22 protein-coding genes and 2 pseudogenes are annotated in these 24,645 nt (G+C 65.7%); 5 read left to right on the top strand and 19 right to left on the bottom strand.

Annotated elements, in window-relative coordinates; genetic code table 11:
- The first annotated feature begins 107 nt into the window (after positions 1-107).
- Entirely contained in the window at positions 108-323 is a 216-nt protein-coding gene (locus D6860_RS25945; RefSeq protein ID WP_371683183.1) for a DUF6538 domain-containing protein, read from the top strand.
- A 559-nt stretch (positions 324-882) separates the two neighbouring features.
- Here the strand turns inward: D6860_RS25945 and D6860_RS25575 are convergent.
- Positions 883-1,108: pseudogene (locus D6860_RS25575) on the bottom strand (transposase); the annotation flags it as partial.
- Between the two features lie 173 nt (positions 1,109-1,281).
- Between D6860_RS25575 and D6860_RS01540 the strand changes: the two are divergent.
- Entirely contained in the window at positions 1,282-2,238 is a 957-nt protein-coding gene (locus D6860_RS01540) for an NAD(P)-dependent oxidoreductase (protein WP_128549210.1), read from the top strand.
- A 16-nt stretch (positions 2,239-2,254) separates the two neighbouring features.
- Here the strand turns inward: D6860_RS01540 and D6860_RS01545 are convergent, their stop codons facing one another.
- From D6860_RS01545 to D6860_RS01605, 13 genes are all read right to left on the bottom strand, one after another.
- The gene (locus D6860_RS01545) at positions 2,255-2,989 is read right to left on the bottom strand and encodes a class II aldolase/adducin family protein (RefSeq protein ID WP_076624477.1); all 735 of its coding nucleotides are present in this window, start codon (positions 2,987-2,989) and stop codon (positions 2,255-2,257) included.
- Positions 2,990-3,004: 15 nt separating this feature from the next.
- Entirely contained in the window at positions 3,005-4,438 is a 1,434-nt protein-coding gene (locus tag D6860_RS01550) for a carnitine 3-dehydrogenase (RefSeq protein ID WP_076624476.1), read from the bottom strand.
- A complete protein-coding gene (locus D6860_RS01555) occupies positions 4,435-5,355 on the bottom strand; it encodes a 3-dehydrocarnitine:acetyl-CoA trimethylamine transferase BcoG (RefSeq protein ID WP_076624475.1) in 921 nt (306 codons plus the stop codon). The genes D6860_RS01550 and D6860_RS01555 overlap by 4 nt, the downstream gene beginning before the upstream one ends.
- Before the next feature lie 10 nt (positions 5,356-5,365).
- Positions 5,366-6,148, bottom strand: coding sequence for a carnitinyl-CoA dehydratase (locus D6860_RS01560; protein ID WP_076624474.1), 783 nt, complete (start codon positions 6,146-6,148; stop codon positions 5,366-5,368).
- Positions 6,145-8,196 carry an acetate--CoA ligase family protein gene (locus D6860_RS01565; protein WP_076624473.1) on the bottom strand — a complete coding sequence of 684 codons (2,052 nt, stop codon included), beginning with the start codon at positions 8,194-8,196 and terminating at the stop codon, positions 6,145-6,147. The genes D6860_RS01560 and D6860_RS01565 overlap by 4 nt, the downstream gene beginning before the upstream one ends.
- Positions 8,197-8,199: 3 nt before the next feature.
- Positions 8,200-9,360, bottom strand: coding sequence for an acyl-CoA dehydrogenase family protein (locus D6860_RS01570; RefSeq protein WP_076624472.1), 1,161 nt, complete (start codon positions 9,358-9,360; stop codon positions 8,200-8,202).
- Positions 9,361-9,434: 74 nt separating this feature from the next.
- A complete protein-coding gene (locus tag D6860_RS01575) occupies positions 9,435-10,247 on the bottom strand; it encodes an ABC transporter permease (RefSeq protein ID WP_076624471.1) in 813 nt (270 codons plus the stop codon).
- The gene (locus D6860_RS01580; RefSeq protein WP_076624470.1) at positions 10,244-11,053 is read right to left on the bottom strand and encodes an ABC transporter permease; all 810 of its coding nucleotides are present in this window, start codon (positions 11,051-11,053) and stop codon (positions 10,244-10,246) included. The genes D6860_RS01575 and D6860_RS01580 overlap by 4 nt, the downstream gene beginning before the upstream one ends.
- An 85-nt stretch (positions 11,054-11,138) precedes the next feature.
- On the bottom strand, positions 11,139-12,245 hold the full coding sequence (locus tag D6860_RS01585; RefSeq protein WP_076624469.1) for an ABC transporter substrate-binding protein: 1,107 nt from the start codon (positions 12,243-12,245) through the stop codon (positions 11,139-11,141).
- Positions 12,246-12,340: 95 nt separating this feature from the next.
- Entirely contained in the window at positions 12,341-13,375 is a 1,035-nt protein-coding gene (locus tag D6860_RS01590) for an ABC transporter ATP-binding protein (RefSeq protein WP_229743211.1), read from the bottom strand.
- Between the two features lie 112 nt (positions 13,376-13,487).
- Positions 13,488-14,387, bottom strand: a complete 900-nt coding sequence (locus D6860_RS01595) for a LysR substrate-binding domain-containing protein (RefSeq protein ID WP_076624467.1) — start codon at positions 14,385-14,387, stop codon at positions 13,488-13,490.
- Positions 14,388-14,508: 121 nt separating this feature from the next.
- A complete protein-coding gene (locus D6860_RS01600; RefSeq protein WP_076624466.1) occupies positions 14,509-15,243 on the bottom strand; it encodes a class II aldolase/adducin family protein in 735 nt (244 codons plus the stop codon).
- Positions 15,240-16,379 carry a TauD/TfdA family dioxygenase gene (locus D6860_RS01605; protein WP_076624465.1) on the bottom strand — a complete coding sequence of 380 codons (1,140 nt, stop codon included), beginning with the start codon at positions 16,377-16,379 and terminating at the stop codon, positions 15,240-15,242. Before D6860_RS01605 ends, D6860_RS01600 begins: the two co-directional genes overlap by 4 nt.
- Before the next feature lie 113 nt (positions 16,380-16,492).
- Here D6860_RS01605 and D6860_RS01610 point away from each other — a divergent pair, with 113 nt between their 5' ends.
- Together D6860_RS01610 and D6860_RS01615 are read left to right on the top strand one after the other, a co-directional pair.
- On the top strand, positions 16,493-17,398 hold the full coding sequence (locus tag D6860_RS01610; RefSeq protein ID WP_076624464.1) for a LysR substrate-binding domain-containing protein: 906 nt from the start codon (positions 16,493-16,495) through the stop codon (positions 17,396-17,398).
- A 165-nt stretch (positions 17,399-17,563) separates the two neighbouring features.
- A pseudogene (locus tag D6860_RS01615) lies at positions 17,564-18,758 on the top strand (IS256 family transposase); the annotation flags it as partial.
- Positions 18,759-19,163: 405 nt separating this feature from the next.
- On the opposite strand, the gene D6860_RS01620 reads toward D6860_RS01615, so the two are convergent.
- The 4 genes from D6860_RS01620 to D6860_RS01635 form a co-directional block, all read right to left on the bottom strand.
- On the bottom strand, positions 19,164-20,204 hold the full coding sequence (locus tag D6860_RS01620; RefSeq protein WP_076624463.1) for an IS110 family RNA-guided transposase: 1,041 nt from the start codon (positions 20,202-20,204) through the stop codon (positions 19,164-19,166).
- Between the two features lie 273 nt (positions 20,205-20,477).
- Positions 20,478-20,924 carry a DUF6644 family protein gene (locus D6860_RS01625; protein ID WP_017467046.1) on the bottom strand — a complete coding sequence of 149 codons (447 nt, stop codon included), beginning with the start codon at positions 20,922-20,924 and terminating at the stop codon, positions 20,478-20,480.
- Between the two features lie 50 nt (positions 20,925-20,974).
- Positions 20,975-21,541, bottom strand: a complete 567-nt coding sequence (locus D6860_RS01630) for a DUF6152 family protein (protein WP_128549211.1) — start codon at positions 21,539-21,541, stop codon at positions 20,975-20,977.
- A gap of 228 nt (positions 21,542-21,769) precedes the next feature.
- A complete protein-coding gene (locus tag D6860_RS01635; RefSeq protein WP_076624461.1) occupies positions 21,770-22,849 on the bottom strand; it encodes a Gfo/Idh/MocA family protein in 1,080 nt (359 codons plus the stop codon).
- A gap of 250 nt (positions 22,850-23,099) precedes the next feature.
- On the opposite strand from D6860_RS01635, the gene D6860_RS01640 reads away from it, so the two are divergent.
- Complete coding sequence (locus D6860_RS01640) at positions 23,100-23,981, top strand: AraC family transcriptional regulator (RefSeq protein ID WP_076624460.1); 882 nt, start codon at positions 23,100-23,102, stop codon at positions 23,979-23,981.
- A 5-nt stretch (positions 23,982-23,986) separates the two neighbouring features.
- Here D6860_RS01640 and D6860_RS01645 read toward each other — a convergent pair whose 3' ends face one another.
- A complete protein-coding gene (locus D6860_RS01645; protein ID WP_076624459.1) occupies positions 23,987-24,634 on the bottom strand; it encodes a TetR/AcrR family transcriptional regulator in 648 nt (215 codons plus the stop codon).
- Positions 24,635-24,645: the final 11 nt, after the last annotated feature.

Genomic DNA, 24,645 nt, shown 5'->3' on the forward strand with positions numbered 1-24,645 from the left:
TTGACAATCAAGGCATAGGCTGAATTTGGCAAGTACAGTGTCACACAGCACTGTAGCACAAGTTCCTGAAATGCGGGTCGCTCGTCTCCAATTCTGGAGGCCGCATCTTGGCGACCACCCCTTACCTCCTGCAACGCGGCTCCACCTGGAGCTGGCGTCGGCGTGTGCCTGAGTTTTCCACAAAAACCCGACATTGGCAGCTGTCTCTACGCACCACGGACCGGTCGATCGCATGTATCATCGCACGCAGATTGAACTACGAGTGCGACCGGATGCTGGATGCAATCACTGATGGAAGGCTGACCCCCGCCCAGGCCAAGTGAACGCTGTCAGTGCGGCGCGTCAGGCGTTTGAAGAGTGATTGCAGAATAGTCACTTGCGGGTGCGACGCATCTGGCGCGCCGGTCGATCCGAAATCGGTGCGCCAGATGCGCGATGCGGAGCGCGCAGGGCTTGACGCTGCACGACACTTCCTGCGCTTCTCCCCTCCGACCGCTACCGCAGCCCATGGCCGTTTCGCGCCCAGAGTGCCTCAGGACATCGCAACGGCCATATTCGGCAGAGATGCAAAGCTGTGATTGATGCTTCATACGCCATTAATGCGTTTGATCTTGGCTCAACTGGCTCCGTTGCAAGCAGCCGTGGATGTCGGGTTCGGGAAAGCTCCACCGCAGCGTCTCTTCTCGGGCCAATGTCCGGCGCGGCGGTCAGTCGAGGCTCGAAGCAGACCTGCGGTGGCGCGGCAGGCCCCTGCACAACGCGGTGGGCAGTGACGGCGCAGAGCCGAACTTCAGCCCTGGATCAGAATTCTGCAGCGCAGCCCGTCGAACCTGTCGTTCGCCGCGCTTGCAAACCCACGCGACCGTCGGAGGTCTGCTAGGGATGAAGCTTCTCGATTTCGCCCTCCTTCTCGGCGTCCTTCGACTCGGCCTCGCCCGAGAACAGCCCGGTCGTCCCCTCGATCCCCTGGCGTTTCCAGGTGTTGATCACCGTCTAATGCACGCCGGGTTTCGCCACCAGCCCGGCGACCGTCATCTCGCCCCCTGATCACCTCCAGCGCCACCTTCGCCTTGAACTTGGCGCTGTAGTTCTTCCGTTTGCCGGCCACACTGTCGGTCCTTGTACTCGTTGGCGGCAAGCTTAGCCCGGTGTCCCGATTTTGGGGACCTCCATTCTGCTCCATTGACCGCCGGGCTGCACCGCCTCGCCCACAGGCACGTGGTTGAACCGGGAGGCTCTCCAGCCGATAACTCCGCCAAGGGCCAGAAGGAGAATGTCTCTATGGATCAGAATGTTGCTCAAGGTGTCTACCTGTCCGCCACGCATGACCTCGCGCGGGACTACGGCCCTGCGTTTGCGGCCCATCCTGACCCATTGATCGAGATGCGCACGCCCGACCGGGTCACCGAACCCGAGGCCGTCGAGGTCGCGCTCTGCTGGCAGCCGGGTCCACGGGATTTTACCGCTTATCCCAACCTGAAACTCATCATGGCAGTGAGCGCCGGGGTTGATCGGCTTCTGGCGCATCCGGGGCGCCCGTACGGGGTCCCGGTCTGCCGTGTGCGCGATCCCGAACAGGCGCTGCAGATGGCCGGCTTCGCCACCCATGAACTCATGCATGTGGAGCGGCAGTTCGACGTCATGGCGCGCAATGCCAAGGATGGCCTGTGGCAGGACGTGCCACTGCGCAGCCCCTCCGCGATCCGCGTCGCGATCCTTGGGAGGCAGCATGGGGCGGGCCATCGCGCAGACCATGGCGACGCTGGGCGTCGACCTCACCGTGGCCGTGCGCCCCCCCCCCCCGGCGGACCCTCTGCCGGGGGGTACGTTACGCACAGGGGACGGCAGCCTCGGCGCCGCGACCCAGGCGCGGACTATGTCATCAACGTCCTCCCCATCACCGCACAGATCCGGGACGTGCTGAACCGGGAACTTCTGGAGCGCATGCGGCGGGGCGGCGGGCTGATCCAGATGGGCCGGGGCGAGCACCTGGTAGAGGAAGACCTCATGGCCCTGATCGACGAAGGCCACCTTGCCGGGGCCAGCTTCGACGTACTGCGGCAGGAACCTCTGCCTGCGGATCACCCCTACTGGCAGCATCCGAAGCTGCGCATCACGCCGCACGTGGCAAGCGGGGCGACCCCGCACGCCGTGGCCGCGCAGCTCGTGCAATCTGTGCAGGAACTGCGCGACGGGCAGCCCCTGAGCTTCGAGGTCGATCCGGGCACGGGGTATTGACCCGCGCCCGGACGGCTCAGCCACGGTAGTCGGTGCCCAGCCCTTCGATGGAACGCAGGTGCGCGTCCCATTCCAGCGCAAGGTCGCCGTCTTCCTCGTTCATCTGAACGTATTGCCCATGCACCCGCGCGGCGATGTCCTCGGCAACCGGGCGCAGCGGCAGGCCCGTCGAGGTCGCCGCGACCTGAATCTCGCAGGCGCGCTCGAGGTAGAACATGTTCGAGAACATCTCGGCCGCCGAGCGCCCCGTGGCAATAAGCCCGTGATTGCGCAGGATCATCACCGGCTGATCCCCGAAATCGGCCACGATGCGGTCGCGTTCCTCGAGGTCGAGCGCGATGCCCTCGAAATCATGGTAGGCGACGCGGTTGTGGAACTGCAGCGAGATCTGGTTGAGCGGCAACAGCCCCTCTTCCATGCAGGATACGGCCACGCCCGCACGGGTGTGGGTGTGCATGATCCACGCGGCATCGTGGCGGTGCATGTGAACGGCGGAATGGATGGTGAAGCCCGCCGGATTCACCCGGTGCGGGCTGTCGTCCACCTTGTTGCCATCGGTGTCGATCTTGACCAGCGACGAGGCGGTGATCTCTTCCCAGCGCCAGCCGTAGGGGTTGATGAGGAAGTGATCTTCGCTTCCCGGCACCCGCGCGGTGATGTGGGTGTAGATGAGATCGGTAAAGCGGTGCATGGCCGCCAGCCGGTAGCAGGCCGCCAGCTGTTCACGGGTTGTCTGTTCTGCAGGCGTCATCCGGATCTCCTGTTCTCAATGTCTCTGGCCGACAGCGCCGCCGGCGCCCACGGCCTCGCGCCCTTGGTGCGCCTGTGCAAGCTCTGCCAGTCTCGATGCGACCACCGGCTCGGGCGCGCAGGCGCGGCGGGTCGTCAGGTCGGTGTGCAGCAGCAGCGTCTCGAGCGTTGCGGCCAATGTGCCGTCCGCCTTCAGCACCCGGTGGAAGAGCTTCATCTTCTTGCCCTCCCCTTCGAGCACCTGCGTCGTCACGGTCAGTACCGCACCCCGCGCCACCTCGTCGAGGTAGCGGATGCGGGTGTCCACGGTGAAGAAGCTCTTGCCCGATGCGACGTAGTCGGCATCGGCCCCGACCAGCTGCATCAGCCCGTCCGTGGCCCATGTGCCAAGCTCGAGGTAGGCGGCTTCGTTCATGTGACCGTTGTAGTCGGTCCATGTCACCGGCACCGACCGGCGCAGGGTCACGGGCAGGCCGTCGATCTCGCCGCCCTCGGGCAGCGTCTGCTCATGGCCGAGGATCACGCCCCCCGCCCCGGACCCGGTCCGCCGCAGCCCGCGCAGGATCGCGACGAGATTGTCGTCGCGCAGGGTCTCCATCTCGGCGATGCCAAGATGTCCGGACTGGGCGTCGGACTGATCGCTGATCTGCTGGACCAGTGCGGCGTCGAGCTCCGGCACATCCGTGAGCCGCGACCACGGCCAGTGCAGCGAGGGGCCGAACTGGTCCATGTAGCTGGCCATGCCCGCCTCGCCACCGGCAAGCCGGTAGGTGTCGAACAGGCCCATTTGCGCCAGACGCAGACCAAAGCCCATGCGCATGGCGTCGTCGATCTGCGCCGTGGTGGCGATGCCGTCCTTCAGCATCCACAGCGCCTCGCGCCACATGGCCTCCTGGAAGCGGTTGCCGATGAAGGCGTCGATTTCGGTCTGCATCTCGAGAGGATGCATGCCGATGCCGCGCATCACCGGGATCGCTTTGGCCCGCAGGTCCGCGGCCCCGGAGACCTCGACCAGAGGCAGCAGGTAGACCGGGTTGAACGGATGTACCACAACCACCGGCGCACCGCCGGCAGCCAGGTCCGACGCCTTGAAGCCCGAGGTCGAGGAGGCGATGAAGCCTCCTTCGGGCAGAACGGCGCTGATCTGGTCATAGACCTCATGCTTGAGGGCCAGCCGTTCCGACACGCTTTCCTGGACCCAGTCGGCACCGGACACGGCCTCGGGCAGCGTTTCGCAGAAGGTGACGCGGCCTTCGGGCGGCAGCGCCCGGTCATAGAGCGCGGGCAGCGAAGCGCGGGCGCGGTCCAGCACCTCGCCGACCTTGCGCGTGGCCTCGGGGTCCGGGTCGAACACCGCCACGTTCCAGCCGTTCAGCGCGAAGCGCGCCGCCCAGCCGCCACCGATGACACCGCCGCCGATGATGGCGGCCGTCTTCGCCCGGTCGGTCATGTGGCCACCGGCATGTCTTGCTTGACGAGGCCCAGCTGCGCGCGGACCTCGGCGGGTGTCAGGGGCGCAGCGCCCATGCCGTCGAGGATCGTCACGGCCTTTTCGACCAGTTGCGCGTTGGTCGCCATGACGCCGCGCTCGAGGTAGAGATTGTCCTCGAGGCCAACCCGTACGTTGCCGCCCGCAAGCGCCGCTGCCGCGACGAAGGGCATCTCTTCGCGCCCCAGCGCAAAGGCCGACCACGTCCAGTTCGACGGCACGTTGTTCACCATCGCCATGAAAGTGTTCATGTCGCTCGGTGCGCCCCAAGGAATGCCCATGCACAGCTGCACCAGTGCCGGATCGTCCAGCACGCCCTCGGCGACCAGCTGCTTGGCAAACCACAGATGCCCGGTGTCGAAGGCCTCGATCTCGGGCTTCACGCCAAGCTCGGTCATCTGGCGGCCCATCGCGCGCAGCATCGAGGTGGTGTTGGTCATGACATAGGTGCCGTCGCCGAAGTTCATCGAGCCGCAATCAAGGGTGCAGATCTCGGGCAGGCAGTCGCGGATATGGGCCATACGCTCGGTGGCGCCGATCATGTCCGTGTTGGGCGCATCGAGCTGCATGGGCGTCTCGACGTCGCCGAAGGTAAGATCGCCCCCGGTTCCGGCGGTGAGGTTCAGCACCACGTCGGTGTCGGACGACCGGATGCGGTCGGTCAGCTCGCGGAACAGCGCCCGGTCGCGGCAGGGCGCACCGGTTTCGGGGTCGCGCACGTGGCAATGGACGATGGCCGCCCCCGCCTTGGCGGCGTCGATCGCGGCCTCGGCGATCTCGGCGGGCGAGCGCGGAACCAGGCGGCTCTTGTCCTGCGTTGCACCGGCCCCGGTGATGGCGGCGGTGATGAAGGGTTTGCGGTTCATAGCAAGAGGCATGATCGTCTCCTTACCGGCCGGTCCAGACCGGGTCGCGTTTCTCTGCGAAGGCGCGCGCGCCTTCCTTCTGATCCTCCGAACGGTAAAGCCGCTCGACGGTTTCGAACTGGCTGCCGTTGATGCGGTTCAGCGCGTCCTGGAATTTCATGTTCTCGGCCTCCCGGGCGATCTCCTTGATCGCGGCAAAGACCAGCGGCGGCCCGGCGGCCAGATCATCGGCCATCTTGCGCGCCTCTGCCATCAGGTCGGCGGCGGGCAGGATACGGTTCACGAGACCCCAGCGATGCGCCTCCTCCGCGTCGAACCAGCGCCCGGTGAAGAGCAGCTCCATCGCGATGTGGTAGGGGATGCGCTTTGGCAGCTTTATGGTCGCCGCATCCGCCACGGTGCCCGAGTTGATCTCGGGCAGCGCGAAGTTGGCATGATCGGCGGCAAGGATGATGTCCGCGCCAAGCGCCAGTTCCAGCCCGCCGCCACAGGCGATGCCGTTGACGGCGGCGATCACCGGCTTGTTGAGCCCACGCAGCTCCTGAAGCCCGCCGAAGCCGCCGACGCCGTAGTCGGCATCCGCTGCCTCACCCTCGGCAGCGGCCTTGAGATCCCAGCCGGGGCAGAAGAACTTCTCGCCCTGCGCGGTTAGGATCGCCACGCGCAGCTCGGGGTCGTCGCGGAACTCGGTGAAGATTTCGCCAAGGCGGCGCGAGGTCGCCATGTCGATGGCGTTGGCCTTGGGCCGGTTCAGGGTGACTTCAAGCACCGCGCCACGGCGCTGCGTCAAGACGTTGTCGGTCATTCTTCCATCCTGATGAGGGCATCCGCGGCCACGGCGCCATCGGCGCGGCAGATCAGCGGATTGATTTCGATTTCATGCAAGGCATCTGCGTGATCCTGCACGAGGGACTGAAGCGCCATGACGGTGTCGAGCACCGCCTCGATGTTGGCGGAGGGGCGGCCGCGATAGCCGCTCAGCAGCGGCGCGGTGCGCAAGCTGTCGAGTGCCTCACGCACCTCGCCGCGCGACGCGGGCACGAGGACCGAGGCGGTGTCGCGGATCAGCTCCGTGAGGATGCCCCCCAGCCCGAGGGTCAGCACGAAACCATGCGCCGGGTCGCGGGTGACGCCGAGGATCAGTTCGGCAACGCTGCCGGTGATCATTTCCTCGACGAGGAAGCTGGAGGCGGGCATGGCGCCCGCGGCCTCGACGACGGCGGCGGCATCGGCCAGGTTCAGCACCACGGCGCCAGCCTCAGTCTTGTGGGCGATACCCTCGCCCTTCAGCACCACCGGGAAGCCGATCTGCGCTGCCGAACTTGCCGCGTCGGCGGCGGTGGAGGCCCGGGCGGCACCGGGAACGCGCACGCCGACGGCGGACAGCAGCGCCTTGGCCTCGGCCTCGGAGAACACGCGCGGAGCGCCCTGCCCGTTCAGCGGCAGCGCGACCGGCGCCGGGCGCGTGTTGCCCCCACCCGACCGGCCCGCCTGCGCGGCGGCCCGTATCGCGGTCAGCGCGTCCCCCATGCCGCACAAGGGCACGATCCCCATTGCGAGCGCGCGACGCGCCACAGCCTCGGACAAGCCTTCGGACATGAGCGAGACCATCGCCATCGGCGTGCCGGTCGCGGCCCTGGTTGCGGCCACGGCGCGCATCACCTGATCGTAGTCGGGCGCGTCGAACCGGTCATCACGCGGGTAGTCGACCACGACGCAGCCCATGCCGAGGTTCGCCCCGGCATCGCAAAGTGCAGTGAAGGTCGCGGACAGGGCGTCTTCGTCCCCCCAGATGTAGGTGTTGTAATCCAACGGGTTGGCCAGCGCGACCTTGGGGCCGAGCGCGGCGCGCAACCCGGTCTTCTGCGTCTCGTTCAGCGGCGGATAGGCGACCCCCGCCCCTTCGCCCATGTCCGCCATCAGCGACGCCTCGCCGCCTGAGCAGGAGGCCGAAGCGATCCGCGTCGAGCGCAGCCCGCCGGTGACATGCAGGATTTTCAGCGTTTCGACCAGCTCGGCCGGGGTGTCCACCTGCGCGATCCCGAGCCGCTTCAGCAAGGCCACGGCACCGGCGTTGCTGCCGGTGAGCGAGGCGGTATGCGACACCGCCGCCGCCTGCGCCTGCTCCGACGCGCCGACGCGCAGGGCCACGATCGGCTTGCCCAGATCGGCCGCCCGTGCAGCCAGCGCCTCGAAGGCAGGCAGGTCGCTGATCCCCTCGATATGCAGGCCAAGCGCGGTGATGCGCGGATCCTCGAGCAGCGCGATGCCAAGATCGGACATCGAGGTCTGTGCCTGGTTGCCCGCCGCCACCACAGCGGCCAGCGGCAGGCCCCGCCGCTGCATGGTCAGGTTGATGAGCACGTTCGAAGACTGGCCGATGACCGCCACGCCGCTGTCCACCGGGTCCATCCCGTGCCGGTCCGGCCAGAGCGCGACCCCGTCAAGCGTATTGACGATGCCGTAGCAATTTGGCCCCAGCACGCGCATGTCGCCGGCGGCCTCGACCAGCCGCGCCTGCAACGCGTCGCCGTCGGCAAGCTCGGCCACCGCTTCGGAGAAACCGGCGGCGAAGCAGACAGCACCGGCGCAGCCCATGGCCGACAGCTGGCCCGCGACCTGAACCGTGAGCTCGCGGTTCACCCCGATGAACGCGGCGTCGGGCACACCCGGCAACGCGTCGAGGCTGGCATAGGCCGGCAACCCGCCGATCTCTGCCTTCTTGGGATGCACGGGCCAGATCGGCCCTGCGAAACCGGTGGCGCGGCACTGGCGCACCACCGCCTCGCACCAGGTGCCGCCGCCGATCACGGCGATGGCCCCGGGCGACAGGAAACGGCTCAGCGGTTCCATGAGTCAGGCTCCCAGCGGACGGAACAGCTCGCGGCTGATGATGTGCCGCTGGATCTCCGACGTGCCGTCCCAGATGCGCTCGACGCGGGCATCGCGCCAGAAGCGCTCGATGGGCAGCTCGTCCATCAGCCCCATGCCGCCGTGGATCTGAAGCGCCGCGTCGGTGACCCGCGCGAGCATCTCGGACGCATAGACCTTGGCCGAGGCGATTTCACGGTTGGCGGGCAGGCCCTGGTCGAGGCGCCATGCGGCCGACAGGGTCAGCCAGTCGGCGGCGTCGATCTCGGTGATCATGTCGGCGATCTGGAAGCTGACGCCCTGGAACTTGCCGATGGGCTGGCCGAACTGCTTGCGCTCGGCGGCGTAGGACAGCGCGTGGTCGAACACCCGGCGCGCCCGGCCCACGGAGTTGGTGGCCACGGTGATGCGCGTCGCATAGAGCCATTCGTTCATCACGTCGAAGCCGCCGTCGACCTCGCCCAGCACCTGCGCGTCCGAAAGACGGCAGTTGTCGAAGTAGAGGATGCTGTTCTGGTAGCCCCGGTGCGACACGGAATTGTAGCCCCGTGCGATCTCGAAGCCCGGCGTGCCGCGGTCCACGAGGAAGCAGGTGATGCGTTTTTTCGGGCCGCGCGGGGTGTCATCGACGCCGGTGGCCACGAAGACGATGACGAAATCCGCATGTTCCGCACCCGAGATGAAGTGCTTGGAGCCATTGATGACCCAGTCGCCCCCGTCACGCACCGCCTGGCATTTCATGCCCCGCACGTCCGAGCCCGCGTCGGGTTCGGTCATCGCCAGCGCATCCATCTTCTCACCGCGCACGGCGGGCATCAGGTATTTCTCGACCTGCTCGCCCTCGCAGGCCATCAGGATGTTCTGCGGACGCCCGAAGAAATGGGTCAGGGCCATTGAACCGCGGCCCAGTTCACGCTCGACCAGCGCAAACTCAAGATGCGACAGCCCCGGCCCCCCGACGCTCTCGGGGAAATTGGAGGCATAGAAACCGAGGTCGAGGCACTTCTGCTTGATCGCCTGCCCGATTTCCTCGGGCACCTCGCCAAGGCGTTCGACCTCGGCCTCGTGGGGATAGATCTCGTTCTCGACGAAGCTGCGGACGGTGGAGACGATCATCTCCTGCTCTTCGGTCAGGCCAAAATGCATGGGGTCACCCTCTTGTTCTGGGTCGGTAGGTCTTGGGTTTGGGTCGGAGGAAAGGCGCGGCGCGGGCCCGCGCCTCAGCCGGATTGCCGTGCCTTGCGGAACTGCAGCGCCGCGCGGCCCACGATCACCAGTGTGACGACGCAGATCAGCACCACGGACAGGGCGGCGATCGACGGATCGACGTTGTCACGCAGGCCCATCCACATGCGGCGGGGCAAGGTGATCGTCTCGACCGAAGTGACGAAGAGCGTCACGCCGATCTCGTCCCAGCTGAGCAGGAAGCACAGGAAGAACGCGCCGATCAGGCCGAAGCGGATGTTGGGCAGCACCACGCCGAAGACGCGGGTGGCCACGCTGGCCCCCATGGACTGCGCCGCAAGGTCCATCCGGCGGTCGAGCTGGCTGAGCGAGACCATGATGACGACGACCGCGTAGGGCACGATCATCACCATGTGCGCCAGCACCACGCCGCCCAGCCGGTCATAGGCGACAAGGCCGTTCCACTGCGACAGCTGGTTCAGGAAGAAGTACAGCGTCAGCGACGACACCACGGGCGGCGCCACCATGGGCAGCAGGACGAAGCCGGTCATCAGCCCCGCGAAGCGCGGACGCAGCATCCACAGGCCGATGCAGAAGGCGGCGGCCAGAAGCACGGCCAGCAGGCTTGCCAGCACCCCCACCTGGATCGAGGTCAGCAGGCTGTTGCCCCAGTCCGGGTCCTCGAAGAGCGAGATGTAATGGCGCCAGGACCACTCTCCATCTGGCAGCGACAGGTAGCGCCGCGAGGTGAAGCTGACCGGCACCACCGCGATCAGCGGCATCAGAAGGAACAGCGCCACGAGGCTGGCAAGAAGCTTGGCCGCAAGGCCGGGATGAAGCCGGTTCATTTCGCCATCTCCCCGTAGCGACGCATGAGAAGGTAGAGGATGCCACCGACGGCGATCATCATCGCGACACTCATGGCGGCGGCATGGCCCCATTGCGGGATCTGGAAGATCCAGAGGTAGATCAGCTCGGCGATGAGCACGGACTGGCCGCCGCCCAGAAGCGCGGGCGTGACGTAGAAGCCGATGGAGAACACGAAGACCAGCAGCGTGGCGCCCATGATGCCGCTGGCGGTCATCGGCAGGAACACCTGCCAGAACACCCGCAGGCGCGAGGCTCCCATACCGTCGGCGGCCGTGAGGACACGCTGGTCCACGTTGCGCATGGCCGTGGCCAGCGGGAAGACCGCGAAGGGAATGAGGTAATGCGACATGCCGACGACCACGGCGAACTCGTTGCGGGTCATCTGGATGGCGCTGTCGATGAGGCCGATGTCCTGAAGCCAGGTGTTCAGCAGCCCTCGGTTGGACAGCATGGACAGCCAGCCGAAGGCGCGGCTAAGCACGGAAATCCAGAAAGGGATCATGATGCAGAGCTCGGTCAGCAGCCGCACCAACGGAGAGCCGCGCACCCAGAGCAGCGTGATGACATAGGCACAGCTGACGGACACGGCGGTGACGATGACGCACAGGCGCAGGGTGCGCCAGATGACGCCCTGCGTCAGCGGATCGCTCAGGACGTGACGGTACTGCTCAAGCCCCGGCACCGGATCGGTGAAGCTCAGCTGCATGATGCCGAGGAAAGGCAGCAGGTAGCTGCACCCCAGGAACAGCAGCAGGGGACATGTCAGGCAGAGGAGAGCGCGCATGAAGGCTCCTTCTTGGTGCCCGGCCCCGTGCACGGGAGGCCGATGTATCGGCCTCCCGGCAGGTCCGGGTCATGGGGCGGCAGGCTCAGGCGGAGATGATCTGGAGATACTGGTCCAGCGCCGCGCCATAGTTCTCTTCGTACCAGTCGGTATCGAGCGCCACCTGCTTGGGCAGGTTCTCGGGGTCCATGGCGTTGTAGTGGCGTTCGTCCTCGGGGATGAGGGCGTCGGCGGCGGGGTTCGAGGGCGCGTTGCCCAGCATCTGGAACAGCACCACCTGACGCTCGGGCTCCTGCGTGGCGGCGATGTACTGCATCGCGGCCTCGGTGCCGCCGGGGTTGCCCTTGAGAACGCCGATCCCGCCCGGTCCGATGATGCCATCCTGCCAGGTAAAGGTGATCTCGCCCTCGGTGTCCTTGTCCAGAAGGCTCGCCCGGGTGTTCCAGATCAGCGCCATGGACACGTCACCGTTCAGCAACAGCGACTGGCTTTCCGCGCCCCCGCCCCAGAAGGCACCGATGTGATCCTTGAAGCCTTCGATCTTGGCATGGGCGCGCTCGAGGTCGAGCGGGTAGAGATCCTCCGGCGCGACACCGTCCGCAAGCAGCGCCGCTTCCCACATGCCTGCACCCCACTTGTACATGGACCGCTTGCCGGGGAATTTCTCGGTGTCGAAGAAATCGGCGATCGAGGTGGGCGGTTCGTCGAACCGTGTCGCGTCGTAGGCGATGACGTAGCTGTAGAAATAGCAGGACGAGGAGTATTCCCAGCCAAAGCCCTCACGCTGCTTGTCCGGGTCGACGATCGTGTAGTCGATGGGCTCCATCATGCCCTGGCGGCCCAGCGACTGGGACGAGAACGGGTCCGCATCCACGAGGTCCCAGCTTGGGCGGCCACCCTGCACCTGCGCGGTGATCGACCCCTCGGTCGGACCCGAACCGTCATAGAGCACGCGAATGCCGGTTTCCTCGGTGAAGGGCTTGCCGAAAGCCTCGTCCATCGCGTCAAGCGCATCGCCGCCCCAGTTCACGAAGACCAGCCGGCCCTCCTGCGCGCGGGCCGCGCCGGCACCGACGGCGGTGGTGCCCATCAGCGCCGCGAAGCCCTGCATCATCTGGCGGCGCGAAAGCTTGCCCGAGGACGCACGCTCCTTGAGGATCTCGACGAGGTCTTGCTGGAAATGTCTGGTCATGGTCTCACCTGTTTTTTCGGTTTTATGGTCAAGTCTTCCCCGGTCCCGAGGCGCAGGGCGCATCGGGGTGGGCTGTTTTGAAAGGGGGAATGGGCTCAGAGGGCGAAGCTGTCGCCGGTCTCCCACGTGACGCGGATGTCCGCGCCGGGCTCGGGCGCCTGCAAAGCCCCGCCATTGTCGAAGTAGAGCATCAGCTCTTCGCCGGCCCGCGTCTCGAGCAGAAGCCGCGACTTGGAGCCAAGGTAGACCCGGTCGCGCACCGTGGCGGGCAGCTGGATGGCATCGCCTGCATCGGCAAGACGCATGTGCTCGGGCCGGATGGCCACATGCTCGAAGCTGGCGGCATTCACCGGCAGCTCGAGCGGCGTTCCCGCAATCCCGCGCGAGCTGTCATCGACGGAAAGGATGTTGATGTCGCCGAGGAACTCTGCGGTAAAGCGGTTCGCGGGGCGCTCGTAGACCGTGTCCGGCGTGCCCACCTGCTGAAGTTCACCATGGTTGAAGATCGCGATGCGCGTCGACAGCGCCAGCGCCTCTTCCTGGTCGTGGGTCACGAAGACGAAGGTGGTGCCAAGATCACGGTGCAGGCGGCGCAGCTCTTCCTGCATCTGGCCACGCAGGTTCTTGTCGAGCGCCGAGAACGGCTCGTCGAGCAGCAGAACCTCCGGCTCGTAGGCCAGCGCCCGCGCCAGCGCGACCCGCTGCTGCTGCCCGCCGGACAGGGCGCGGGGCCGCTTGCCTTCGTGTCCGCTGAGGCCGACCATCTCGACCATGCGGGCGACGCGGTCCTTGATGTCGGATTTCGACCGCTTCTGCACCTTCAGCGGAAAGGCGATGTTCTCGGCCACGGTGAGGTGCGGGAACAGCGCGTAGCCCTGGAACACCATGCCGAAGCCGCGCTGTTTCGCGGTCCAGCCGGTCATGTCCTGACCGTCGAGGAAAAGCTTGCCCGAAGTGGCGTTCTCGTAGCCCCCAAGCAGGGTCAGAAAGGTGGTCTTTCCCGACCCCGACGGCCCGAGAAGGGACAGGAATTCGCCATTGGCCACCTGCAGGGAGACGTCCCTCAGCGCATTGAATTTCCCGAACTTCTTTCCGACCGAACGGGCTTCTATCTGCGTTGTGTCCGTCACACGCGCCTCACTCTTCATTCCTGTCTGCGTTGGCCGGAAAGTAGGGAAAAGGCGGTGACAACCGCAAATGAAACCTTTTACACTTCTCGACAAATAGAATTTGTCACGCGCCTTAACGGTCGCGAAATTGCCTCACTTCCAGGCGCGTTTTCAACCACTTATGGAATTCAACCACGATCGGATTTTCGATATTTGCTTCGGGTGTGCAAAGGAAATAACCCGTATCCGCGTGCAGCGAACCGGAAAACGGGCGCATCAGCTTGCCCGACTGAAGCTCTTTTCCCCACAGAACGGTGTCCCCGATGGCGATGCCTTCACCGGCCATGACGGCCGTGTAGACGATGTTCATGTCGGAATAGCAGATCCCGCGATGGGCATCCTCGGGCGGCAGGCCCGACAGGTTCATCCAGCTTTCCCAGTCGCTGAAATCGGTCATGTGCAGCAGGGTGGCGCGGCTCAGGATGCTTAGGTCGTTGAAGTTCTTGAACCGGCTCAGGTAGGCGGGGCTGCACAGCGGGGTGAATTCCACCGACAGAAGCGGCTCCGACACCACATGTGGCCGGGATTCCTGCCCGAAGGTGATGAAGGTATCCGCCTCGGGGTTGCTGGTGTCGGTCAGGCTGTGACTGCTCAGGACGTTCAGCACCACCTCCGGGTTGTCCGCAAGGAAATCTCCCATGTTGAGGCAAAGCCACGCCGAGGCAAAGCCCGGCGGCGCGCTGACCGTCAGGCGCCCGGAGAGCCCGTGCTGCGACACCCTTTCCGTCGAGGTCGCGATCATGTTGAGCGCCCGCCGCACGTCCTCGGCATAGGCGCGGGCACGGGGGGTGATCTCGGTGCGGTTGCCGCTGCGCTCGAGAATCTTGAAGCCGAGGTCCTTCTCCAGCAGCCGCAGCTGGTGGCTGATCGCGCTGCGGGTGACGTTGAGCTCGGACGCGGCCCGCCACAGCGCGCCGTTGCGGGCCACGCTTTCGATGGCGCGCAGGGCCTGGATGGACGGGTAGCGTTTCATGGCGGGCCTCCGGGGCAGCATGGGCAGACGGGCGCCGCCGCGCCGCATGGGAGACATGCAGACGCAAGGCGCCCCCGCCACATATCGCAGCGGGGGCGCAGGTTCGAGTATGTCTCGCCCCTTACAAGGGCGGCAACTGCGACTTCAGGAAGTCGAAATGCCGGTCGGCCATCCCGGCATAGGCGCGCCAGCCATCTGCGGTGTTCTGCGCCACCGCATCGGACAGCACCGACAGCGGCTGCCCGGTAGACCGTGCAAGCACCAGCGTCTGCGCCGCCTTCTCGAAGAAGTAGAGATCCTCGAATGCAGCGGCGATTGTCTCGCCCACGATGGTGACACCGTGATTGCCCATCACCAACACCGACTTGTCACCAAGCCGCTCGGCCAGCCGCTCGCCCTCTTCCTCGGCATCGGCGATCCCGCCGAAGTCGAGGTCATAGGCGGTCCGCCCGTGGAACCGGGCCGTGTTGTTGTCGATGGGCACGACGGTGGGGTCCTTCAGGCAGGCCAGCGCCGTCGCATAGGGCGAATGCGCGTGCAGGATCACCCTGGCCTCGGGCTTGCGGCGATGCAGCGTGCCATGCACGCACCAGGCCGAGGCATCGGGCGCGCCCTGCCCCTCAAGCACGGTCCCGTCCCGCGCGTCGATGCGCAGCAGATCCCCGGGCCGGATGGTGGCAAAGTGCTGCCAGCAGGCGTTCAGCAGAAACTCGGCGCCATCGCCGGATACGGCGGCGCTGAAGTGGTTGCCGACGGATTCGCTCCAGCCCATCTGATGACAGATCCGGAACGCCGCCGAGAGATCCTGCCGCAGCACGGCAGGATCAAAGGGTGCGGGGGTCGCGGGCGCAGTCATGCCTTGAACCGTCCTTCGCTGACCAGCGCCCGGTAGGTCGACCGCATCTCGGCCCTGTCGGTGTAGCAGCCGCGCAGGTAACGGTCGCCGCTTTCGGCGGTGTAGGCGGCGCGGCCATGAACGATGCGGTGATTGTCGAAGACCATGCATTCGCCCGCCTTCATCAGGAAGGTCATCATGTACTTCTCTTCCTGCAGCATCTTCCCGAAGCGGCAGAACGCCGGGTACCAGTCATCGAGCAGCGCCTGATCGAGGTCGAGCAGGTCGAGCATGTGCTGGCTGATGGTCAAGCCCGACACCTCGCCGTGCTGGTCCAGTTCGATCACCGTCTGGCGCGAGCGCATGTCGTAGGTGTCATGTTCGCAAAAGAACGGCACGGCAATTTCCGACAGCAGGCGGAAGCCCTCGGGGTCGCGCTCGCGGAAGGCATTGGCCACGGCCACGCCATCCGCATAGAGGCTGTAGCCACCATCCACCGTGTTGGCCCTGCAATGCAGGAACTGGACGCCCGGCGCGTGTTCCTCGGCGGGGGTGTCCGTGTGCAGCTCCAGCGCCGAGGCTGTGTAAGCGGTGTTGGTCGGGTTGATGTGGGTCTTCACATCGAAATAGTCGCCGAAGAAGGTGGGGCGGACCTGCCCGATCAGCTCGGCGGTCTCGGTGAGCCCGGCGTCGCTGTCGGGCATGTCGGTGACGATGGCGAAACCTTCGACCAGCAGTGCTTCGATCCACTTGGCGCGAACGGCCGGGTCGGCCACCAGCTCGGGCTGGCTGAAACGCGGAACCTGCGGGTAGTGATCGCCGTACCATGCCTCGCGCGGCAGGTCCGCCGGGTCGTGGCGCGGCCCGGGGGCGGCATAGGTTTCCAGCCAGGCCAGCGGGAAACGGGTCACATGGTCCTCACCGGTCCAGGTGAGTTCAAGCGCGTCACCCGCGACCTCGGCGCTGGCGGCCACCGGCGCCGCGTCGAGATGGAAAATGTCGAAGCCGCGCTCGCGCGTTGCGCTGCTGAACGAGCTCGGGCAGTTGTCGCGCAGCCAGTAGTAGTTGAAGTAATGCGGCTGGCCGTCCGAAAGGACGATCTCGAGCCCCTTGTCCTTCAGGAGCGGGTTCGCAACGGGGGAGGTCATCACGTTCATATGGTATCTCAGTATCTTGCAGGAGGGTTGCGAGGTTCTGCAAAGAACATCCCACGCCTTTCCAAAGCCGAACAGCCGGATTAGCCTGAACATAGATTAAGCCCGGAGTTAACATGCAGCCCTTCCCGCCCTTGCGCCTTCTGACCACGTTCGAGGCCATAGCCCGGCATGGCTCCATGCGCCTTGCGGCGGCGCGGCTGAACGTGACCCAGCCCGCGGTGAGCCAGTCGCTCAAGGCGCTCGAGGCGCATGTGGGCACCGCCCTTCTCGACCGCGGCACCCGCCCCGCGCAGCTGACCGAGGCCGGAGAGCTGCTGGCCCGCGCGGTGCGCGATGGACTTGGCCAGATCTCGGCCGCGCTCGAGGACATCCGCGCCCTGAGCGGCCAGGATGGCGGACAGGTGAGCGTATCCTGCACGCTGGGGATGGCCACCTACTGGCTTATGCCGCGCCTGCCCGATTTCTACGCCGCGCATCCGGACATTACCGTCAATGTACAGGCCCCGTCGACAGACCTGCCGTACCTCTCGCCCGGTATCGACGTCGCCATCCGCTACGGCACCGGCAGCTGGCACGAAGGCACGACGATGAAGCTGTTCGACGAACGGGTCTGCCCGGTCGCAGCCCCGTCCCTGCTGGAGCGGCTGCAGGCCGAGAAGGTCGGCCTTGATCGCGCACCGCTGATCCACGTGCGCAGCCCGCACAACCAGCACTGGGCTGGCTGGGAAGATTACCTGACCGCGTGCGGCATCCAGCGAAACCGGTCGTCGGGTCAGACATTCAACAATTACGTACAGGCGGCGCAGGCGGTTCTGGACGGGCGCGGCGTGATGCTGGGATGGCGATCAATCGCGCAGGGTGCGGTCCGCGACGGTGCGCTGCGCGAATGGCCCGATGCAACAGTCGACCTCGGCACCGCGTATTACGTCACCGCAAACACCCGGCGGGCGAGCACCGCGCAGACCTTCCTGGACTGGCTTGTGGAGACGGTCGGGACGGTGCATCCGCCAAGCCGATGAGACTGCGACTGCCCCGGGCTACGGACGTCTTGTCATGCCAAGCGCAATGACCCTGTATCCGGGTACGCGTGGTGACGTCCCAGGTCGTGGTGTAGCTTTCGGTGGCCATCGGGTTTCTCGGTAGGGTCGGGTTGCTGAGCCAACCTGAACCGAGGGATGCCCCCGATGACCAAACCCATGATGGACCTGCGTGCGCTGGTAGAGAAGAGCGCCGATGCCGACCTGCTTCGCGAGATGATCGGCTTTGCTGCTGAGCGGCTGATGGAGCTGGAGGTCGGCGCCAAGACCGGTGCTGACTATGGTGAGAAGAGCAGCGCGCGCCTGGCGCAGCGCAACCACTGCCCGGCAGGCGCATCCGAAGGATGCTGCCGAGAGGGAGCCACCGCGATCGGGACTGGCAGACCCGGGCCGGCAGCGTCGAGCTGCGCATCCCGCGCCTGCGCACCGGCTCCTATTTTCCCTCGTTTCTCGAGCCGCGGCGCTCGGTTGAGAAGGCGCTGACCGCCGTGATCCAGGAGGCCTATGTCCATGCGTCTCCACGCGATCGATGGACGACCTGGTGCAGGCCATGGGTGGGACCGGGGTATCGAAGAGCCAGGTGAGCCGCCTGTGCGAGGAGATCGACGAGCGTGTCGACGCCTTCCTGACGCGGCCGATTGAGGGCGAATGGCCCTACCTCTGGATCGATGCCACCTATCTCAAGGTGCGCCAGGGTGGGCGGGTCGTATCCGTGGCGGTCACGCTCGCGGTGGGCGTCAACACCGACGGCAGGCGCGAGGTGCTGGGCATGGCGATCGGTGCCTCCGAAGCCGAACCCTTTTGGACCGAGTTCCTGCGCGATCTCGTCCGGCGCGGCCTCAGTGGCGTGAAACTGGTGATTAGCGATGCGCATGAGGGCATCAAGGCCGCCACCGCTCGAGTCCTTTCCACGACCTGGCAGCGCTGCCGCGTCCACTTCCAGCGCAATGCGCTCGCCCATGCCGGCAAGAACAGCCGCCGGGTGGTCTCGGCCTTCATCGCCACGGCCTTCGCCCAGCCCGACCATGCGGCGGCGAAGGCTCAGTGGCGTCTCGTGGCGGACCAGATGCGCGGCAAGCTCCCCAAACTGGCGACGCTCATGGACACGGCCGAGGAGGACGTCCTGGCCTATATGACCTTCCCAGCCCAGCATCGCACCAAGCTACACAGCACCAATCCGATCGAGCGGCTGAACGGCGAGATCAAGCGACGCACGGACGTCGTCGGCATCTTTCCGAACGAGGCATCGATCCGACGCCTCGTCGGTGCGATCCTCATGGAGCAGACCGAGGAATGGACGGTCCAGCGCGCCAGATACATGACGCTTCCGTCTTGGGCCCCTGCCGTCAATCCGGAATTTGCACGGCGAGGCACCCGCAATTGCCGGGCTGGCTGCGGAACCCGAGGCGCGGGCGGCGCGGAGACATCAGATATCGGAGCGCCGCCCGCGCCGACAGCCGCGTTGGCCCTGGGCAGAACCATGTGCTCCTTCTGCAGCGCCATCGCCTCCACTCCCAGTCCCATACCGGTGTCATGCTTCCGTCCGTGGTCGGCGCGCTGGCCGCCTACATGATGTCGGTGAGATCGGTTCCCGGGCGCCCATCTGGAAAACGCGCTCGGATGGAACGTCCGGCGGCAGCGTCATATCCGGCGTCGCCGGGAACCGCGTCCCGGTGGGGACTTCTTCGTGGCGGGGCAGACCCTGCCAGAAGTTGATCTTCTCCTTCTTGCCGTGTCGATGATCGTCTCAGGCTGTAGTCGGGACCGGCTTGCGCTCCGGGCGGAACTCGGTTCCGTCCAGCCACATCCGATGAAGCACGACGCCGATCCGCCGTGCGACGGCCACTGTGGCGCGCTTCGATCCGCGGCGTCTGGCAACCTGCATGCCCCATGCCTTGAGCCAGCATGGCCTCGCATTATGCATCATCACGGTGGCGGCATTGAAGAGCGCCGTCCGCAGCGCTGCATCTCCTGCCTTGGTGATCCTGCCGGTGACATCGCGCTCGCCTGACTGTTCCCGCCGCGGCGTCAGGCCGACCCATGGTCCTACATCCCGAGACGATCGGAACCGCGCCGGATCGTCGATCGCCGAGCGCACGGTCAATGCGACCACGGCGCCGACTCCGGGCATCGTCATCATCAGTCGGCAGGCATCGTCCCGCCGGGCAAGCTCGAGCACCCTGCGGTCCAGCGCCGATAGCCTGTCGCGCAGCACCGTCCGGGCATCGAGGATGGCCGAGGCTGCTGCCTCCAGCGCGGCATTCCCGGCAACCAGCTCTCGGACCCGTGATTCATAGCGCCCCTTGCCCTTGCCGACAGGACCGAGCTTCATCCCGAAATTGCGCAGGACCCCGCGCAAGGACTGCTCGATGTCCAGTGCCGCCTTCTGGACCGCCTTGCGGGCGCTCAGCAAAGCGCGCATCTCCTGAGCGGACACCGACTTGCAGTGGACCGGCCTGAACCAGCCCATGCGGAGCAGCCTGGCAATGCCCTCGGCATCGCGGCGGTCGGTTTTGACGGGCATGGCCTTCAGGACCGCCTTGACCTGCCGGGTCTCCATCAGGACTAGCTCGAAACCCGCTTCGCCCAGGCCGCGGTGAAGCCACTGCGACAGCGGGCCGGCCTCCAGCCCGATTGCCTCGATGGCAAAGGGCAAATCCCGCAGGAAGGCGATAAGCGCCTCGGGCTCGCTGTCGATCTGCGCCCGCTTCACGACCTGCCCATGTTCGTCGATCACACAGACTGCGGAGCTCGCGAGCGAAACGTCGATGCCGATGAAGGTCTTCATGCCGTCCTCCTCTGGGTTGTGGAAGCGCCAGCCTATCCGGTCCTGGCCGCCCCATGACGACATCTGGAAACGCTCGCCCCTGTCTGCGATGATCTCAATGTCAGCCTGCCTGCAGCGCAGAGCGACTGACCAGCTCGGCCCGCCAATGAGCGCGAGGCCCATGAGGAGCTACACCACTTCCCGGGACATCATCCGTTTTGGGAAGGGGCGAAGGTGGAATCTCCTGCACACCGGGCGTGATGCAGCCTTCAGCCCCCCGGTTCAAGATGATCATTAAATATAGGCAAGATATCGGCCAGCCACGAGAACGCCGATCCAACTGATCATCGAGAGCGCTCCGGCGACCCGGGCTGGCCAAGGAGGAACAGCCGCTTGCTCCCAGGCATCGACCGATCGGTAGATACCGAAATGAAAGATCAAGATGTTCACGCCAGAGATCAGGATAAGCCCCAGCTTCCACGGAGCCGCCGCGCTGAGACCCACCGCGCGGGCGATGCCCGTAAACATCAGGCCGCCGCTGATCGCCGCTGCCGCGAAGCCGATGAAACACAGCGGCAGCACGTTGCGGGTCACCATGGTCACGGGCACATGCCCGCCGCCGAGCCCCATGAGACGTAGATCGACGACAATCGCCCCGCCGATCAACATGCCAATGCCAAGGATATGGAGGCTTTCGAGCAGAGGGTAGGCGTGCGGCACCATGCGGACCCAGATCGCCACTGGCGTTCGCTCCAGCTCCGCGAGAGCGGCGACGAACCAGTCTGGCAAGATCAGTTCGCGGGTTCGGGTTGGCTGGGAAAGGCCGTCAGCTGCTGCCAGACGCCCTGCCCGTCTTCCAGCCAGAACATCACGGGGCGCAGGTCGTGCGCATCTTCGGCACCAAGATATCCCAGCACCTCGAGGGTTTCGCCCGTTTCGAGCGGCCGGTCGAGGCCCCAGCGGGACATCCATCCGGGCCCTGCCAGGGTCAGGTGGATCTCCTGGTGTTCGCCCTCATACAGGCGGGCCGACGCCATGGTCGCCTCTCCCTCCGATTGATTTGCGCCCTGTGGCAAGGGACGTTCCCGGAAGCCGTCCGGCAGGTCTGTCTGGTCGACGGTGATGGTGACCTCGCTATGCGGATTGCCCCAGCGGACCTCCGTCACGGTGCCCTGAATGTAATAGGCGCGCGTGGTCTCGAAACTGCCCCACCCGTGATGGGCTGCTGCCGGCAACGGTCCCATGGACAGGGACTGCACCGCAACGATCGCGGCAAGCGCAAGGGGTTTGAGGGATTTTATCATCAAGCTCTCCTGTTGTTTCGTAGACTTGCGTGCGTCATGGCGATGATCTGGCATCAGCCGCTCAGACCGTCTCGTATGGTAAACAGACTAACCTGAACTCTGCGGCGAACTATGCTGCGCTGGAGGCGGACGTTCATGATGGACGCTCATCAATCTTGCCGGGAAGACGCGCGCCATGTCATCTGCAGAGCCCGTCTCGGACGCAGCCTCATCATGGGCGTCCTCCTCCAAGTCCACGCAGCACGGAACCGGCCCGAGTGTCGGGCCGGCCGAGCGGGAAAATCAGGAATTCGACGCAGAGCGGTCGATCCGGTCCAGAACTTCGTGCAATTCCACGGCATCGGCAAAGCTCGGCGCGGTGCGCGATCCGGATCGGATGTCATTGGCCATGCGGGCATAGACCCCGGCGACGTTGCGCGCGCCCGGGAACTCGGGCTTGCCCTCGTAGAGCGACGCGTCGGGCATCTGCTCGGTCAGCTCGGTCTCGTCGCCACGCGCGCCCTTGATGGTCAGTTGCACCATCTGGGCGTGACCAAGCCCGGCGGTGACCTGAATATCGCCCTCCGTCCCGTTGATTTCCCACAGGAAATTGGTGCCGCGATTGGTGCCGCCACGGTAGTGCAGCGACAGCGCCGCCCCGCTGGCCATCTGCCCCTGAACCATGACCTGATCGGGCGCGGTCTTCGGCCGCTCCTCGCCCGTGTCGGTCACCGTCACCGTGTCGTAGTTGAAGGTCTTGGTGGCGCTCAACGGGCCGAAATCGCCCAGCACGTCGCGCACGGCGGCAAGGGTATGGCCCATCGGGATGTCCTCCATCGTGCCGCCATTGGCCTTGTCGAACAGGTAGTAGAGCGCTGCGGAGGTCGTGTTCGCCCAGTTTCCGCCCGACCCGATCAGCGAGGTCGACCGCACGCGCCCGACATAGCCATCGGCAATCAGCGTCTTCAGATGCTCCACTTCGAGCGCCGCACGCGCCTGGGTGCCGGCAACGGCGACAACGCCCTTTTCCTCGGCCAGAGCCGCGAGTTTCCGCGCTTCATCCAGCCCGTTGCCAAGCGGCCACTCGCAATAGACATGCTTGCCAGCGTTCAGCGCGAGGCTGACCAGTTCGAAGTGGTAGGGCACCTTGACCGTGACGACGACGAGGTCGATCTGGTCCGAGGCGACGAGGTCTGCGGGCGTGTCGAAGGCTGTCAGCCCATGCGCCTCGGCCGTGAGCTGACCGCTTTCGGGTGTGCTGTTTGCAACGCCGACGATCTCGAAATCGTCGGTCAGCGTCTTCAGCGCCGGAAGATGCGCGTTGAAGGCCCAGTTGCTGTCAGGGTTGAGGCCGATGAAACCGACCTTGATGCGGTCTGCCATGATATGATCTCCATGTCTTGCCTGCGGGGCGCGCCCGCGCAGGGTCTTTGGTGTCAGGTGTGACAGGGTGCGCCTGCCCGATCTGGACATCCCGGCTTCGATCACGCCCCGAAGGTCCGCGCGCGCCATCTTGTGACAAGCAAGCGCAACACCCTGTCTTGCAATGGGAAGGTATGCATACGATCTTGGGGCGCCATCATGCATTCTCTCGGATACTTGCCTGATCCGATCAAACCGGCTGGAGGCCCACTTGCCCGAAGACATCTCCGCACTGGCCGCGCGCGCAGCCGGGATCGTCGCACAGAAGGATGCGGTCGACCTTCTGGATGGCGTGACCCTTTTGTCAGCCAGATCGACAGACACCCGAATGGCCATGTTCTATGAGCCGATGGCCGTGATCGTGTTGCAGGGCGAAATGGAGGTCACCATCGGGCAGGCCATTCTGGACTATGCGCCGGGCACCTGCTTCGTCGGGTCCATCGACCTGCCTGTGACGGGCCGGGTCACCCGGGCCAGCCTTGATGCGCCCTACCTCGCCATCCGCGTCGCCCTTCGGCGTGATGCCCTGGCCGAACTACTGGCCGATGCGCCCCAGGTCACGGCCGAACGGGGCAAATGCTATGCCTTCGGTCCGATCGCCGATGGTCTTACCGAGGTCTGCGCGCGCCTTCTTGCCCTGAAAGATGCCCCCGAGGACGCCGCGGTTCTGGGTCCGCTGATCCAGCGCGAACTGCTCTATAGGCTTCTACGGGGGCCGCAGGCCGCCGCCCTGCACCAGATCGTCGCGTCGGACCCCAAGCTCACGCAGGTACGCCGGGCGCTGACCTGGATCCGCACCCATCTCGACGAAAGCGTTCCGGTGCAGGACATGGCCAATTGCGCCGGGATGAGCATCGCGTCCTTCCACCGCCATTTCCGCGCCGCCACAGGAATGAGCCCCCTGCAATACCAGAAGGCCCTGCGTCTTCAGGCCGCCCGGCGCGCAATCATCTCAGGAACGGAGATTGCCCGTGCAGCCTTTGCTGTCGGCTACGAGAGCCCCTCGCAGTTCAGCCGCGAATACGCCCGCATGTTTGGCTTGGCCCCATCCAAGGACCTGAAACGCCTCATCGGAGACAGCGCGACGGTCTGAGTTCCTCAGGCCCGGCCATCCGACGTGACCCCCGACAGGATCAACCGAGCGGCCGCGGGGAAGGATTTGCAGAAAGACTGGCCTTCGAACATGGGGCGCATGTCTTCCGGCACCGACGAAAGATCCCGCCGCGCGGAGATGTCGAACTGCGCCGCCCCCTGCATCGTCAGCATGAGCGCCATGCTGGCCTCGCGCGCCTTGTGCTCCGGCGCCCCGGTCACCTGCGCGATGACGGTGGCGACGCGCTGACCCATGTCACGCATCTTCCGCTTCTCCGCAAAGAGCGAATTGTCCGGCACATTGGCTTCGATCACCGCCACCAGCCGGGCCAGAAGCGGCACGAACAGCGGAGCTTCGGTCGGCGCGCGGCCCATGACCTCGATCAACGTGTCGGCATTCGCCTCTGCTTCGATGATCGCGACAACCTGCGCCATCGCATCGACGAAGAGTGCGAGCAGCAGTTCTTCCTTGCTGCTGAAGTAGATGTAGAGCGTGCCCTTGGACACCCCGGCCTCGGCCGCAAGGGCGTTCATCGTCATGCCGTCGATCCCGACCCTGCCAATCAGGCGCTGCGCCGCCTTGAGGATCGCATCGCGCCGCGCCTCTTTCTCGCTGTCCGACCGCGCACGTTGCCTGTTTTTCGGCAGGACCATGTCGATTTCCT

The organism is Salipiger sp. D13, assembly GCF_003703915.1.
Lineage (GTDB): Bacteria > Pseudomonadota > Alphaproteobacteria > Rhodobacterales > Rhodobacteraceae > Salipiger > Salipiger profundus.

Coding starts and splice junctions, on each gene's coding strand:
- D6860_RS01605 (WP_076624465.1), bottom strand. CDS start 16,379: ATGAACGTGATGACCTCCCCCGTTGCGAACCCGCTCCTGAAGGACAAG.
- D6860_RS01545 (WP_076624477.1), bottom strand. CDS start 2,989: ATGACGCCTGCAGAACAGACAACCCGTGAACAGCTGGCGGCCTGCTAC.
- D6860_RS01600 (WP_076624466.1), bottom strand. CDS start 15,243: ATGACTGCGCCCGCGACCCCCGCACCCTTTGATCCTGCCGTGCTGCGG.
- D6860_RS01550 (WP_076624476.1), bottom strand. CDS start 4,438: ATGACCGACCGGGCGAAGACGGCCGCCATCATCGGCGGCGGTGTCATC.
- D6860_RS01585 (WP_076624469.1), bottom strand. CDS start 12,245: ATGACCAGACATTTCCAGCAAGACCTCGTCGAGATCCTCAAGGAGCGT.
- D6860_RS01540 (WP_128549210.1), top strand. CDS start 1,282: ATGGATCAGAATGTTGCTCAAGGTGTCTACCTGTCCGCCACGCATGAC.
- D6860_RS01610 (WP_076624464.1), top strand. CDS start 16,493: ATGCAGCCCTTCCCGCCCTTGCGCCTTCTGACCACGTTCGAGGCCATA.
- D6860_RS01620 (WP_076624463.1), bottom strand. CDS start 20,204: ATGAAGACCTTCATCGGCATCGACGTTTCGCTCGCGAGCTCCGCAGTC.
- D6860_RS01570 (WP_076624472.1), bottom strand. CDS start 9,360: ATGCATTTTGGCCTGACCGAAGAGCAGGAGATGATCGTCTCCACCGTC.
- D6860_RS01630 (WP_128549211.1), bottom strand. CDS start 21,541: ATGCCAGATCATCGCCATGACGCACGCAAGTCTACGAAACAACAGGAG.
- D6860_RS01560 (WP_076624474.1), bottom strand. CDS start 6,148: ATGACCGACAACGTCTTGACGCAGCGCCGTGGCGCGGTGCTTGAAGTC.
- D6860_RS01565 (WP_076624473.1), bottom strand. CDS start 8,196: ATGGAACCGCTGAGCCGTTTCCTGTCGCCCGGGGCCATCGCCGTGATC.
- D6860_RS01575 (WP_076624471.1), bottom strand. CDS start 10,247: ATGAACCGGCTTCATCCCGGCCTTGCGGCCAAGCTTCTTGCCAGCCTC.
- D6860_RS01595 (WP_076624467.1), bottom strand. CDS start 14,387: ATGAAACGCTACCCGTCCATCCAGGCCCTGCGCGCCATCGAAAGCGTG.
- D6860_RS01555 (WP_076624475.1), bottom strand. CDS start 5,355: ATGCCTCTTGCTATGAACCGCAAACCCTTCATCACCGCCGCCATCACC.
- D6860_RS01580 (WP_076624470.1), bottom strand. CDS start 11,053: ATGCGCGCTCTCCTCTGCCTGACATGTCCCCTGCTGCTGTTCCTGGGG.
- D6860_RS01635 (WP_076624461.1), bottom strand. CDS start 22,849: ATGGCAGACCGCATCAAGGTCGGTTTCATCGGCCTCAACCCTGACAGC.
- D6860_RS01645 (WP_076624459.1), bottom strand. CDS start 24,634: ATGGTCCTGCCGAAAAACAGGCAACGTGCGCGGTCGGACAGCGAGAAA.